17 protein-coding genes are annotated in these 13,148 nt (G+C 38.5%); 10 read left to right on the top strand and 7 right to left on the bottom strand.

Going from position 1 to position 13,148, the window contains the following annotated elements; all coding sequences use genetic code 11:
• The first annotated feature begins 463 nt into the window (after nucleotides 1-463).
• Genes ACQKNX_RS01135 through moaA form a run of 3 tightly spaced genes read left to right on the top strand, consistent with a single transcriptional unit; the run spans nucleotide 464 to nucleotide 2,659 of the window.
• The gene (locus ACQKNX_RS01135; RefSeq protein ID WP_173478387.1) at nucleotides 464-811 is read left to right on the top strand and encodes a DUF2294 domain-containing protein; all 348 of its coding nucleotides are present in this window, start codon (nucleotides 464-466) and stop codon (nucleotides 809-811) included.
• Between the two features lie 12 nt (nucleotides 812-823).
• Nucleotides 824-1,642: a formate dehydrogenase accessory sulfurtransferase FdhD gene (gene fdhD, locus ACQKNX_RS01140; RefSeq protein ID WP_427427190.1), complete on the top strand. Its 819-nt coding sequence runs from the start codon at nucleotides 824-826 to the stop codon at nucleotides 1,640-1,642.
• On the top strand, nucleotides 1,643-2,659 hold the full coding sequence (gene moaA / locus ACQKNX_RS01145) for a GTP 3',8-cyclase MoaA (protein WP_427427191.1): 1,017 nt from the start codon (nucleotides 1,643-1,645) through the stop codon (nucleotides 2,657-2,659).
• A gap of 47 nt (nucleotides 2,660-2,706) precedes the next feature.
• Here moaA and moaC read toward each other — a convergent pair whose 3' ends face one another.
• From moaC to ACQKNX_RS01160, 3 genes are read right to left on the bottom strand one after another with little or no spacing between them, the layout of a single operon-like run.
• The gene (gene moaC, locus ACQKNX_RS01150; RefSeq protein ID WP_427427192.1) at nucleotides 2,707-3,189 is read right to left on the bottom strand and encodes a cyclic pyranopterin monophosphate synthase MoaC; all 483 of its coding nucleotides are present in this window, start codon (nucleotides 3,187-3,189) and stop codon (nucleotides 2,707-2,709) included.
• Nucleotides 3,182-3,772, bottom strand: a complete 591-nt coding sequence (mobA, locus tag ACQKNX_RS01155) for a molybdenum cofactor guanylyltransferase (protein WP_427427193.1) — start codon at nucleotides 3,770-3,772, stop codon at nucleotides 3,182-3,184. The genes moaC and mobA overlap by 8 nt, the downstream gene beginning before the upstream one ends.
• Nucleotides 3,769-4,263 (bottom strand): MogA/MoaB family molybdenum cofactor biosynthesis protein, encoded by a 495-nt coding sequence (locus tag ACQKNX_RS01160; protein WP_427427194.1) that lies wholly within the window; start codon nucleotides 4,261-4,263, stop codon nucleotides 3,769-3,771. The genes mobA and ACQKNX_RS01160 overlap by 4 nt, the downstream gene beginning before the upstream one ends.
• A gap of 107 nt (nucleotides 4,264-4,370) precedes the next feature.
• Between ACQKNX_RS01160 and ACQKNX_RS01165 the strand changes: the two genes are divergently transcribed.
• The 5 genes from ACQKNX_RS01165 to moaD are packed head-to-tail and all read left to right on the top strand — an operon-like array spanning nucleotide 4,371 to nucleotide 7,879.
• A complete protein-coding gene (locus tag ACQKNX_RS01165) occupies nucleotides 4,371-5,387 on the top strand; it encodes a thiazole biosynthesis adenylyltransferase ThiF (protein ID WP_427427195.1) in 1,017 nt (338 codons plus the stop codon).
• A gap of 12 nt (nucleotides 5,388-5,399) precedes the next feature.
• Nucleotides 5,400-6,689, top strand: a complete 1,290-nt coding sequence (locus ACQKNX_RS01170; RefSeq protein WP_427427196.1) for a molybdopterin molybdotransferase MoeA — start codon at nucleotides 5,400-5,402, stop codon at nucleotides 6,687-6,689.
• Nucleotides 6,659-7,177: a molybdopterin-guanine dinucleotide biosynthesis protein B gene (gene mobB / locus ACQKNX_RS01175; RefSeq protein WP_427427197.1), complete on the top strand. Its 519-nt coding sequence runs from the start codon at nucleotides 6,659-6,661 to the stop codon at nucleotides 7,175-7,177. The genes ACQKNX_RS01170 and mobB overlap by 31 nt, the downstream gene beginning before the upstream one ends.
• Nucleotides 7,174-7,653: a molybdenum cofactor biosynthesis protein MoaE gene (locus ACQKNX_RS01180; protein WP_427427198.1), complete on the top strand. Its 480-nt coding sequence runs from the start codon at nucleotides 7,174-7,176 to the stop codon at nucleotides 7,651-7,653. Before mobB ends, ACQKNX_RS01180 begins: the two co-directional genes overlap by 4 nt.
• On the top strand, nucleotides 7,646-7,879 hold the full coding sequence (gene moaD / locus ACQKNX_RS01185) for a molybdopterin converting factor subunit 1 (RefSeq protein WP_427427199.1): 234 nt from the start codon (nucleotides 7,646-7,648) through the stop codon (nucleotides 7,877-7,879). The genes ACQKNX_RS01180 and moaD overlap by 8 nt, the downstream gene beginning before the upstream one ends.
• A 232-nt stretch (nucleotides 7,880-8,111) precedes the next feature.
• Here moaD and modB read toward each other — a convergent pair whose 3' ends face one another.
• The gene (modB, locus tag ACQKNX_RS01190; RefSeq protein WP_427427200.1) at nucleotides 8,112-8,768 is read right to left on the bottom strand and encodes a molybdate ABC transporter permease subunit; all 657 of its coding nucleotides are present in this window, start codon (nucleotides 8,766-8,768) and stop codon (nucleotides 8,112-8,114) included.
• A 2-nt stretch (nucleotides 8,769-8,770) separates the two neighbouring features.
• The gene (gene modA, locus ACQKNX_RS01195) at nucleotides 8,771-9,556 is read right to left on the bottom strand and encodes a molybdate ABC transporter substrate-binding protein (protein WP_427427201.1); all 786 of its coding nucleotides are present in this window, start codon (nucleotides 9,554-9,556) and stop codon (nucleotides 8,771-8,773) included.
• A 160-nt stretch (nucleotides 9,557-9,716) separates the two neighbouring features.
• Here modA and ACQKNX_RS01200 point away from each other — a divergent pair, with 160 nt between their 5' ends.
• The gene (locus tag ACQKNX_RS01200) at nucleotides 9,717-10,637 is read left to right on the top strand and encodes a substrate-binding domain-containing protein (RefSeq protein ID WP_427427202.1); all 921 of its coding nucleotides are present in this window, start codon (nucleotides 9,717-9,719) and stop codon (nucleotides 10,635-10,637) included.
• 248 nt (nucleotides 10,638-10,885) lie between these two features.
• Complete coding sequence (locus ACQKNX_RS01205) at nucleotides 10,886-11,461, top strand: trimeric intracellular cation channel family protein (protein ID WP_427428247.1); 576 nt, start codon at nucleotides 10,886-10,888, stop codon at nucleotides 11,459-11,461.
• A gap of 67 nt (nucleotides 11,462-11,528) precedes the next feature.
• On the opposite strand, the gene ACQKNX_RS01210 is transcribed toward ACQKNX_RS01205, so the two are convergent.
• Together ACQKNX_RS01210 and ACQKNX_RS01215 are read right to left on the bottom strand one after the other, a co-directional pair.
• A complete protein-coding gene (locus ACQKNX_RS01210) occupies nucleotides 11,529-12,797 on the bottom strand; it encodes a PTS ascorbate transporter subunit IIC (protein ID WP_427427203.1) in 1,269 nt (422 codons plus the stop codon).
• Between the two features lie 85 nt (nucleotides 12,798-12,882).
• The gene (locus tag ACQKNX_RS01215; RefSeq protein WP_427427204.1) at nucleotides 12,883-13,146 is read right to left on the bottom strand and encodes a PTS sugar transporter subunit IIB; all 264 of its coding nucleotides are present in this window, start codon (nucleotides 13,144-13,146) and stop codon (nucleotides 12,883-12,885) included.
• Nucleotides 13,147-13,148: the final 2 nt, after the last annotated feature.

Raw genomic sequence — 13,148 nt, forward strand, 5'->3', positions numbered from 1 at the left:
TTGTAATTCCCTATTGTTCTTTAATCTACCTCGAAATAGGTGTAATTTCTAGATTATAACAAATTATCCATGTCTCGTTTTTTAAAAAAATAAAAAAATCCACCATGAAATTACATGTCCAAAACATGCTAATAATTCATGGTGGATAAAATTCTTAGCAGGTCTTGCTAAAAACTCAATCTACTTTTATTTTTAATAACAATAGAATTCAAATATTAAAAACACTATGCAACATCGTGAGATAGGGATTAAAATAAATCAATTCCATTTGTGATATGTATTATTATAGACTTATCATGCAAAATGAACAATATTAATCATAAAATTTATTAAATGAGAATGATTATCAAAAAATATTATCTCTTTTAATTTTTTTCAAGTTGCTATATCATTAACAAACTGTAAGGGTGACCTCATATCAATTTGCCTAAAAAAGTTTATTTACGATGGGAGAATCGTTGCTATGTCTAAAAAAATACATGAATTTAATGATATGATTCGAAAATTAAGAAAAGAAGTATTTGGAAAAGGACCAGAGCGTATTCATACTGTTTTTGTTGAGAATATGGCTGTATCCACTTTATACGGGAATATCACACCGACGGAAAAATTTATTGCCAGTACACCCGAGGGGCTAAAGATGGTACATGCTGCAAGGACGAGTATGATTCAGGATTTATATACACAATCACCACCCGAGGGGATGGAAGAATTGATAGGCAGCAAATTACTGCACTTATTTTCAGATATTAAAATTGAAGAGGATTTTGCGATTTCCGTCTTTGTTTTTGAAAAAAATATTAGTGTGTAAAGGGGATGCCTTATGGATCGAGCAATAACAAGGAAAATTACACGCGTAGAAGGCCAGCAAGTAAAAGAGATAGATGATTTAATCGTCTCAGAATACGCTGTGACTGTAAAAATTAATCAGCAAGAGTTTGTTACGATGGTTTGTACACCAGAGTATGTGGAAGATATGGTCATCGGCTACTTAGCTTCTGAACGAGTGATACGTAGTTTTGAGGATATTGAGGAAATTTGGCACCAAGAGAAAGAGGGCTTTGTGCATATTAAAACAAAACATGTTAATCCCTATTATCAACAGACGCAAAATAAACGTTATATTACCTCTTGTTGTGGCATGAGTCGGCAAGGATTTGTTTTTACCAATGATGCATTAGTAGCGAAAAAAATGGAAGATGTTCATGTGCAAATGACGACCGAGGATTGTTTTCGTTTAATGCATGAGATGCAGGACGGTGCAAATATTTTTAAAAAAACGGGTGGTGTGCATAATGCCGCACTATGTAATGTCAATGGCATAGTCTTAAGTCGCATGGATATAGGACGTCATAATGCATTAGATAAAATTTACGGCTATTGCCTGCGTAACAATATTAGTATGCAAGATAAAATCATCGTCTTTAGCGGACGGATTTCGTCGGAAATTTTACTAAAGGTCTCCAAAATAGGCTGTGAAATTGTGCTATCTAAATCAGCACCAACTGAATTAGCATTGCAATTAGCAGAGCAACTTGGCATTACGACGGTAGGGTTTATCCGACAACATACACTGAATATTTATACACATCCAAAACGCATCCTATTACCTGCTCAGAATGCACTGAAAGAAGGAGATTAAATGCCGGATCTACAAGACCAATTAAATAGACCTTTAAGAGATTTAAGAATATCCGTAACAGATCGCTGTAATTTTCGTTGCCGCTATTGTATGCCAGCTGAAGTATTTGGTCCAGATTACGCATTTTTACCGTCTAATAAAATATTAACTTTTGATGAGATTGAACGATTAGTAAAAATCTTTGTTTCTTTACATGTGAAAAAGGTGCGGATTACAGGCGGGGAGCCCTTACTTCGTCGTGATTTGCCTGAATTAATTGCACGCATTCACCGCATAGAAGGTGTAGAAGATATTGCATTAACTACAAATGGTTCTTTATTAAAAAAATTTGCACAACCATTGGCACAAGCTGGCTTATCTCGCGTTTCCATTAGTCTCGATTCACTGGATGATGAGCGCTTTTCTGAGATGAATGGTCGGCGTGGCAAAGTATTAACGGTGTTAGAAGGAATTGAAAAGGCTGCAGAAGCGGGTTTACAAGTGAAAATTAATATGGTTGTGCAAAAAGGAAAGAATGATCAAGATATCGTTACAATGGCACAATTTTTTAAAGAAAAACAGCATATTTTACGCTTTATTGAATATATGGATGTTGGAAATTCAAATGGTTGGCGCCTAGATGATGTTGTGTCAAAAAAGGACATTGTTGAGCAAATTCATCAATTTTCACCGTTACAGCCAGCAGCGCCAAATTACAAAGGGGAAGTGGCAACACGTTATCAATATCAGGACGCACAAGGTGAGATTGGTGTGATTTCGTCTGTTACGGATTCTTTCTGTTCCAGTTGCTCGCGTGCTCGTCTCTCGGCAGAAGGAACATTATACACTTGTTTATTTGCAACTGAAGGTACGGATTTAAGAGAGCTGTTACGATCAGGGCAAGATGATGCCGCCATCATCAAATCTATTACAAAAGTATGGGAAACAAGAGATGATCGTTATTCAGATGAACGTAATGAGCAAACAATGGCAAAAAGGAAAAATTCAAAAATTGAAATGTCTCATATTGGAGGGTAGAGTAAAAAAACAGAAAAAATCGGCAAAATGATGCCGAATTTTTCTGTTTATTTATGCACAAAAGTGCCACTTTTCCCACCAGTTTTTTCAACAAGATAGGTTTCTTTAATGACCATTGTTTTATCAACTGCTTTACACATATCATAAAAAGTTAGTGCAGCAATAGACACGGCAGTGAGGGCTTCCATTTCAACACCAGTTTTTCCACTACATTTGACCGTAGCTTGGATATGGAGCTCATAGCCATTTTTTACCTTTTCATAATGGAATTGAAAATCTGTGCCTTGTAGCATGATGGGATGGCACATGGGAATGATATCTGCGGTTTTTTTTGCACCCATAATCCCTGCAATTTGAGCAACTTGCGTTGGATCACCTTTTTTAATGTCACCTTGTTGGATGGCTTCATAGACAGCATCAGATAAAGTTATGATACTACGAGCAATAGCAGTACGTGTCGTGATGTCCTTTTCTGAAATATCAACCATTTTAGGACGACCTTCGTCGTTCCAGTGTGTAAAATTATTCATTGTTAGACTCCTTTTTATTTGTTTTTGACCAATCTTGCTGTGCATTAATATTGATAAATGTTGAGTTATCATCATCAAAAGGGACATAACAAACCCGTAGTTGCGCTAACAGCACTTTCATACTCCGTTTGTTTTGTTCCGTTAATTGTTGTGCCTTGGATAAAGCTGTGCGGCGATATAAAGCAGCTAATGGTTGATCGCGTAGCGCTTGCAAAGGAACAATCGCATCATAATCGTCATGAATGAGGGTGACCATTTTTTGGATAAAATCAGCATTCATATAAGGCATATCGCTTGCTACGACAAAAAACCATTCCACATCAGGATAGGCTGTCATAATATGATGCAAGGCAAAAAGCGGGCCTTGATGTAGCTGTTTTTCGATGACCCATTGGACGTTTTCCTGTTCAAACTGACATTGTAAGTGCGCATTTGTAGCAATGATGAGAGGGGATAGCTGATTTTTTTGCAACGCTATGAGACTATGCTTATATAAAGGTTGCCCAGCAAACATCTCAAACATTTTGGGTTTACCATAGCGAGAGGATTGACCGCCAGCTAATACAATACCAGCAATTTTCATAAGCGATTCAACTCACCAACAAAATGTTTGACAGTAGGTAATATGAGCTTCGTCATAGCCAGTGTCACCGCATTTGTGGAACCTGGTAAAACGTAAATGGCTGTTTGTAGAAGACTCCCAGCAGTGGCACGACTAAACATCGCTCTTGGGCCAATTTCTTCATAGCTGAGTGTTCGAAATAATTCACCAAACCCCATCATTTCTTTTTCAAAAAGAGGCAAAATGGTGTCGTAAGTTTGGTCTCTTGGTGTAAAACCTGTTCCACCCGTGACGATAATGGTATTAATTGTTGAATCACTGCACCATTTTTTTACATGACTAGCGATTTCCAGTGGCTCATCCTTTGTTAGTTGATAGTCCACAACGTCAAATGTAGCTTCTTGAAGTAATGATTGAATACGCTGTCCAGCATGATCATCTGCCTTTGTGCGTGTGTCACTGACCGTTAAAATAGCAACTTGTATTGGTTGCTGATGATGTGTGGGATGCACAGTAAAGACCTCCTTCGAACGTGTTTTACTTAAAAACATTGCCTTTATTATAATGCTATAAATGAAAAGGTCAAACGAAAATTCATAGAAAGAAAGGCCATATACTTATGCAAAATAGATATTCTAGACAACAATTATTTAATCCTATCGGCCAAACAGGGCAAGCTTCCATCCGACAAAAACATGTCCTAATAATAGGTGCGGGTGCATTGGGGAGTGCTAGTGCTGAAGCGCTTGTGCGTGCTGGTATTGGAAAACTGACACTCATTGACCGTGATTATGTAGAGTGGAGTAATTTACAAAGACAACAATTGTATACAGAGCTAGATGCACAAGAGAAAATGCCGAAAGTCATTGCAGCTAAAAATCGTCTCCAACAAATTAACGCAGAAGTAGAAATCAATGCCGCCATTATGGATGCTTGTACAGAGTCGCTGTTACCATTGTTAAAAGATGTAGATGTGTTGGTCGATGCGACCGATAATTTTGATGTTCGCTTTCTAATGAATGACCTTGCTCAAAAATATGGTATTCCTTGGGTTTACGGCTCTTGTGTTGGAAGTTATGGTGCGACCTATACGATTGTACCAGGCAAAACACCTTGTTTACATTGCTTATTAAAAGTAATGCCCCATACTGGGATGACTTGCAATACGGTAGGAATTATTAGCCCAACGGTCCAAATTGTTGCTGCCTATCAAGTGGCGGAAGTTTTAAAATTACTTGTTGGTGATGAGAAAGCATTAAGAAAAAGCTACTTAACGTTTGATGTTTGGCAAAATCAACACTATGAAATCAATGTAGATAAAATAAGGCAGTCCGATTGTCCATCTTGTGGCAATCAGCCAACATATCCTTACTTATCCTATGAAAATCAAACTAAATTACAGATACTTTGTGGACGAGATGCGGTACAAATTCGACCACCAAAGCCAATCTACTATCAGTTCGAGCAGCTGGCAAACCAGCTTCGCGCCTATGGTGAAATTCAGATAAATCCTTATTTGCTTTCTTGTCAGGCTGACGATTACCGAATCGTCATTTTCCAAGATGGGCGAGTTGTAATTCATGGTGTACAAGATATACAAAAAGCTAAAACCATTTACTATCGTTTATTAGGTTAAGGAGTGTGTAAAATGCTAGAAAAAAGACAACCAATTCCAGTAGCAGAAGCTGTTCATCGTGTAATGGACTATGCTTTTCAAGCAAAAAAAGAGCTTGTATCATTAACGCAAGCCCATGGCCGCTTTATAGCCGAAGCTATTAGGGCTGATCATGATGTACCAGCTTTTGATCGTTCACCATATGATGGCTATGCCATTCGTTCCGTCGATAGCAAAGAAGCTTCTTCGCAGTATCCAGTTCAATTTCAGGTTGTTGGGGAAATTGGCGCAGGCTATGTCTATGAAGAAGTAGTAGGCGAACGACAAGCTGTCCGCATTATGACAGGGGCACCTATACCACAAGGATGTGATGCAGTAGTCATGCTAGAATTAACCCATACTTATAAAGAAAATCATGAAAAGTATATGTCGATTAAACGATCTTTTGAAGCAGGTACAAATATTTCCTATAAAGGGGAAGATGTACAGCAAGGCACTATTCTCATTGAAAAAGGTCAATATATTAACCCAGGTGTGATGGCATTACTTGCTACTTTTGGCTATGAGCAAGTATCTGTTTATCGTAAAACGGTCATTGGTGTCATTGCGACTGGTAGCGAATTACTAGAGCCAGGCGAATCTTTACAGCCCGGCAAAATTCGAAATAGTAATGCCTATATGATGATGGCGCAAATTGAGCGGGCTGGAGCACAAGTAAAATATTACGGCAAGTTTAGCGATGACCTTGAATTATGTATTAAAAACGTTGAAAACGCCTTACAGGAAGTAGATATTCTAATTACAACGGGAGGCGTTTCTGTAGGTGATTATGATTATTTACCAGCCATTTACGAAGCGATTCATGCAAACGTATTGTTTAATAAAGTAGCGATGCGTCCAGGTAGTGTGACAACGGTGGCTGTTCGCGACGACAAATTATTGTTTGGGCTTTCTGGTAATCCTTCAGCTTGCTACGTTGGCTTTGAACTTTTTGTACGCCCGATTATTCGCACTGCATATAGTAATGCTCAACCCCATTTACGTAGAGCACAAGCGATTTTAGGGGCGGATTTTACAAAGCCAAATCCCTTTATACGTTTTGTGCGCGCACAAGCCTATTATGAAGAAGGTAAGGTAGTTGCCGTACCATCTGGCTTTGACAAATCGAGTGCAGTTTCTTCTTTGGCAACAGCCAATGCTTTCATCGTCTTACCTGGTGGTTCACGAGGCTATGAAAAGGACATGTCAGTAGCAGTTTTATTGTTAGAAGATTTGCAAGGAAGTGAGTGGCCTTGGGACAACCTCGAAAAATCTTACAGATAGTTGGTTATCAAGATAGTGGTAAAACGACGCTGATGGAGCAATTGATTAAGCAAGCTACAAAGGAAGGGCTACGAGTAGGAACGATTAAGCATCACGGACATGGTGGTGTGCCAATGGTTGAAACTTCAAAAGATAGTAGCCGGCATGAGCAGGCGGGTGCGATGATTACAGCAGTGGAGGGTGAGGGTACTTTACGGATGAGTATTCACCAAAATAGCTGGCAACTGGCTGAGATACTAGCGATTTATGCTTCTTTTCCAATGGATATCATTTTGATTGAAGGATATAAATACGAACATTATCCAAAGGCTGTGCTTCTACGAACAGCACAGGATCAAGTGCTACTACAGCAAGTAACCAATATTATTTGTGTAATTTATTGGCCAAGCTATCCACTCGATTCGTCTCTACCGATCCCAGCGTATTCGATTCATGATGAAACACAATATATGGAATTTTTGTTGAAAGAAATGAGGGAAACACGATGACAGCAGCGTTGTTTGAAATTATTGATAAACCGATTGATGTAGAGCAAGTAAGACAAAAAGTACTTAATCGAAATGCTGGAGCTATTACACTATTCATTGGGACAGTGCGTGAAATGACAAATGGTAAAAAAACATTGCATTTAGAATATCAAGCCTATCCTGCGATGGCGATAAAAATGTTTGAACAGATTGCGAAGGAAATACAAAAGCAATGGCCAGAAGCAAAAATAGCCATTTCCCATCGTGTAGGTCATTTAGCTATTTCTGATATTGCTGTCGTAATTGCAGTGTCATCACCACATCGAAAAATCGCATATTTGGCAAATGAATATGCGATTGACCGTATTAAGCAAATTGTTCCTATATGGAAAAAAGAACATTGGGAAGACGGGACAGAATGGATTGGTGATCAATTAGAAAATATCCCTTATCCGCAAGGGGAACCAGTTATTCAGGAGGAGGAAAAGTGTGATTAACATCTTATTATTTGCACACCTACAGGAAATGGTTGGTGAATCAAAGCTAACTTTAGAGCTGTCAGATGTGACGGTTGCTCACTTGAAAGAGTGGATGGAAGAACACTATCCACAGCTATCATTGCAACAAATAATGACGGCAGTAAATGAGGAATTTGCGACGGATACTACAATCGTCAAATCGGGCGACACAATCGCCTTTATCCCACCCATCAGTGGGGGATGAAGACAAAAGAGCGACATACAACGTTAAAATTTAAAAGGTGTTAGTAAATATCGCTATGTAACATGAAAGAAGCCATGTAGTTACGCACAGCACATAAGACGTGTGCACTCCGCGAGCAAGTAAGGGTTGCGTCTTACGGTGTGCTGCATGTGGAAAGCACCCGCCGTAACGAACAACAACGGCACAGCAAAAAAGTGTTAGATTGATCGCGGTCAATCTAACACTTTTTCTCTTATACTTTTAGAAAATGAGTACTCAGAAGCAAAAGAAAGGAAATAGCGATCATACACAAAACCCATGTCCAGGCAAGGGCCATGTTTCCCGAATCAATTGCCATATAAATAGCTAACGGTGTTGTTTGTGTTTTCCCTGGAATATTCCCCGCAAACATTAATGTCGCTCCAAACTCGCCTAAAGCTCGTGTGAAGCTTAAAATTCCGCCAGATACAAGTGCTTTTAAAGCAAGGGGTGTGGACACATAAAGAAAGACTTGCCATTCGTTAGCCCCATCTACACGTGCTGCATTTTCAATATCACGATCAACAGAGGCAAAGCCCGTTTTAGCTGATTGATACATTAAAGGAAAGGCAACAATCGAAGAAGCGATAACGGCCGCCCACCATGTGAACATGACTGGCTGATCGAAAAGCCACACAATTAGATTTCCAAAAAAACTATTTTTCCCAAAAATAACGATGAGCAGGAAACCTACTACAGTAGGAGGTAATACTAAAGGTAAGAGCAACACGGTTTCAAGCAATAGCTTTCCTTTAAAATGATGGGTTGCCATCCATTTCCCCAGTAAAATTCCTGCTATAATAGCGAGAATCCCCGCAACAAAGGCAATTTCAATTGAAAGTTTAAGTGGAGACCAAAAATCGGTACTCATTTTTAGTGAGCTCCTTTAAACCCATACTTTTTAAAAATATTCATTGCTTCGTCACTTTGTAAAAATTGATATAAATCCTCTGCTTCTTGAGCATGCTTACTCGCTTTTAAGACACCTACAGGATAAATAATCGGTGCATGCATAGCATTATCAGCAGTCGCAACGATATCAACTTTATCGGAGACAAGGGCATCTGTTTTATAAACCATTCCAGCATCTACGTTTTCTGTTTCTGTGTAAGTAAGTACTTGACGCACATCTTTTGTATACACTACTTTCGATTCAAGTGAATCCCAAAGTTGCATATTTTTTAATGTGTCGACGCCATACTGCCCAGCAGGAACCGTTTCGGGTGTACCAAGCGCGATTTTTCCTGCTTGTTGTAAATCTTCAAAGGATTTGATTTGTTTGTCATTATTTTTAGGAACGATTAATACTAAATCATTGGCTAAAAGATCCGTTCCTTGCTTTTGATCAATCATTTCTTTTTCTACAAGCGCATCGAATTTATCTTCTGCGGCTGAAAAGAAAAGATCTGCAGGAGCACCCTGCAAAATTTGTTGCTGTAATGCACCAGAACCACCAAAGTTATAGAGGATTTTGATCGTATCGTGTTGTTTTTCATAAGTTGTTTTAAGTTCTTCTAAGGCATCCTGTAAACTAGCTGCCGCAGAAATCGTTAATTCAACGGGTTCGTTTGCTGTCACCTCTTTTTCTTGGTTACCACAGGCTGCAAGTAGCCCAACTAGTAATGCTAGTGTCGCAAATAAACTATAAAATTTTTTCACTATGATAATACTCCTTTTATAACTCGTTATAACAAGACATAACAAATTATAAACAGTTATAAGTAAAAAAGAAAGATAGAATTGGTAGAAAATTTCAAGATGTTCATAAAGCTATAAATACGTTACCATGTAAATAGAGGCATATAGGAGGAGAAGTTTTATGTCACAAGAACAATCCTATACGATTGAAGAGGTTGCACAATTATTAAAAGTTTCGAAATTGACGATTTATGATTTAGTGAAAAAGGAAGAATTGCCAGTCTTCCGTGTAGGAAGGCAAATGCGGGTAGATCGTGCTGACTTGCAAGCCTATATACAAAAACGAAAAACAGGTAGTGCACCATTGACATCTGTAGCTACTCCGACTAAAAATAATTCAAAAATAATTATTAGTGGACAAGATTTAGTATTAGATATTTTAGCAAAATATATTGAGAAAAGGCAGTCTACGAAAGTATTGCGTTCACATGAAGGTAGTTTTAATGGTGTAATGGCGTTGTATCATGGAGACTGTGATATAGCGAGTTTACATATGTTTGATGGAGATACAGGAGATTATAATACGCCTTATGTAAAGAAAATCTTTGTGAGCCATCCGTTTGTCCTCATGAATGTAGTATCACGTAGAGCAGGTTTCTATGTTCAAAAAGGGAATCCATTGCAAATCCGCACATTTGAAGATTTTCAAACAAAGTCATTTACATTCATCAACCGTGAGAAAGGCTCAGGTGCTCGCACTTTGTTAGATGAGCAATTGCGTATTCATAATATTGTAGCGTCTACTATTGAAGGCTATTCCCGTGAAGAAATGAGCCATCTTGATGTTGCTTCTGCTGTTGCCAATGGACACGCTGATGTTGGGATAGGAATTGAAAAAATCGCCAAGCTCATTCATGTCGATTTTATTCCAGTTGTTAAAGAGCGTTATGATATTGTGTTATTAAAGACGCCTGAAAACCGACCACTAATTGATGCGGTGAAGGAGATTTTAAATGCACCTGATTTCCAATCGGAAGTGGCTGCATTAGGAGATTATGACGTCTCTCAAATGGGGCAAGTTATGTATGAAACGCTATTATAAAATTTAATATTGAGTTTATGATAAAAATCAATTACAATTTTAACTAGGAAATTTAATGGTCGTTGTGTCATTTGGATATTGCACAGCCTCTATAAAATTTTTCACGATATATGGTGAGATGGATAAATTAGTAGGTATTACTGCTATGATATTAGCCCGCCATAAAATAGCTTGCGTTGTTAATGCGCAACTATTTTATGGGCGGGCTTTTTTGTATATAAAAAAGGGGGTTGGATCATGTGACCTGGATGGTATTACACATCATTGGCATGATTGCATACGCCATAAGTGGTGCATTTGTTGCGATACAGGCCAAATATTCTTTTATTGGTATATTTGTGCTCGGTCTTACTACGTCTTATGGTGGTTCCATTATCCGTAATGTTGTATTGGATATACCTGTGTCAGATATATGGGATCGGCATTCTTTATTAGTTGTTTTAGCTACGCTGACGACTATTATATTTGTCAAAAAGAATTGGATTCATCACTGGAACCGCTGGGGCTATTTCTTTGATTCAATTGGCTTAGCTTCTTTTGCTATACAGGGCGGATTGTTAGCAAAAAGCTTACAGCATGACATCGGCATTATTATTATTGCGTCTATGTTTACGGGTGTTGGCGGTGGCATGATTCGAGATTTGTTAGCCGGGAGAACACCACTTGCATTAAGAGAAGAAATTCATGCTGTACTAACAATTGTATGTGCTCTTTGTATATGGGCAGGGTGGGACAGCCCGCTTGAATTGTCAGTAATCGTATTTTTCATAGTGATGATTCGAATGCTTTCTGTTTTGAAGTGCCAGGCACGCAAACAATTCTGACAATTAAATAGTTGAAAAAGCCTCGTTCTTATATTTAGAACGAGACTTTTGGTATAGAGAGGTACTATTACACTGCACCAAATAATTTTAAAATATTGATAATGACAATACCTACAATGCCAAAGTCTGAATCACCAAAAGTTGTTCCTTCATAGCCGATGTCACCCATGAAGATAAGCAGAATAGCAGGGATGAAGCTAATGATTAAACCGTTGGCAAAGGCACCTGCCATCGAGCCGATTCGACCACCTGTCGCATTTCCAAAAACGCCTGCGGCTGCACCAGTGAAAAAGTGAGGCACGAGACCTGGTATAATGACTTTTAGCCCAATAAGTGGGAGTGCGAACATGGACAATAAACCAGCTAAAAAACTAAAGAGGAAGCCGATGATAACTGCATTTGGTGCGAATGGGAAAATCGTCGGGCAATCTAATGCAGGCTTAGCATTTGGCACGAGCTTGTCGGCAATTCCTTTAAATGCCGGAATAATTTCAGCAATTAGCATGCGCACGCCTGCAAGGATAATATAAACTCCAGCAGCAAAGGTAATCGCTTGGATAATTGCAAAAACGATGAAATTTGATCCACCGGATAATTGGGCTTCAATATAAGAACGACCTGCGAATAATGCCACTACAATAAAAAATATGCTCATTGTTAAAGAAATTGCTACTGATGTATCTCTTAAAAATCCTAGTGACTTGGGTACTTGTATCGCTTCTGTTGTTTTAGCTTTGTTGCCAAATAGCTGCCCAATTTTAGCAGATACATAGTAGCCTATACTTCCAAAATGGCCAACTGCGAAATCATCACTACCTGTAATTTGGCGCACTGTAGGCTGTAAAATGGCAGGGAAAATAACCATACAAATACCTAATAATATTGATCCGGTAATAATAAGAGGTATGCCACTCATACCACCAACTGAGAGCGAAGCCGCGATTAAACACGCCATAAATAATGTATGATGACCAGTTAAAAAAATATATTTTAAAGGCGTAAATCGCGCTAGCAATAAGTTCATGATCATACCGAACACCATAATCATGGCAGTGGATGTTCCAAAAGCTGTTTGCGCTGCAGCTACAATGGCTTCATTGTTGGGGATAACCCCTTGAACCTGAAAAGCATGATCGAACATTTTACTAAAGTGAGTTAAAGAGCCAATTAAAACGGCTGCACCTGCACCTAAGATGACAAAGCCCATAATTGTTTTTAAAGTACCTGAAAGAACAGTTGAAGGGGACTTTTTTTGGATTAGTAAGCCGACAAGCGCAAATAGGCCGACTAGTATTGCTGGTGTACCTAAAATGTCATTCATCATAACATCTAACATACCAACACCTCATCCTATCCAATTTTAAAAACTAAACTTGAAAATAGTTAATCTCACTGACTATTAACCGTAAAATTAATTTTTCCTAAAGCAGCGGCCCAAGCTTTAATGTTATTTCTGGAATACTCATCATATTGACGATACGAACGATTTTTCTCACACCATTATCTAATTGATCTACAATATCTCCTGCACCGATATAAATATCTGCCTTCTCTGCCGTTGCAGATGTTAAATCTGTATGAGTTACCTCTGCTTCTTTTCCGAGTGCAAGTAGTGCTTTTTTTACATTCAGTTCCATAATGAAGCTACTGCCTAAGCCGTTTCCGCAAACGACTAAAATTTTCATCT

This window comes from Lysinibacillus sp. NPDC093712 (assembly GCF_050280025.1).
Classification (GTDB): Bacteria; Bacillota; Bacilli; order Bacillales_A; family Planococcaceae; genus Lysinibacillus.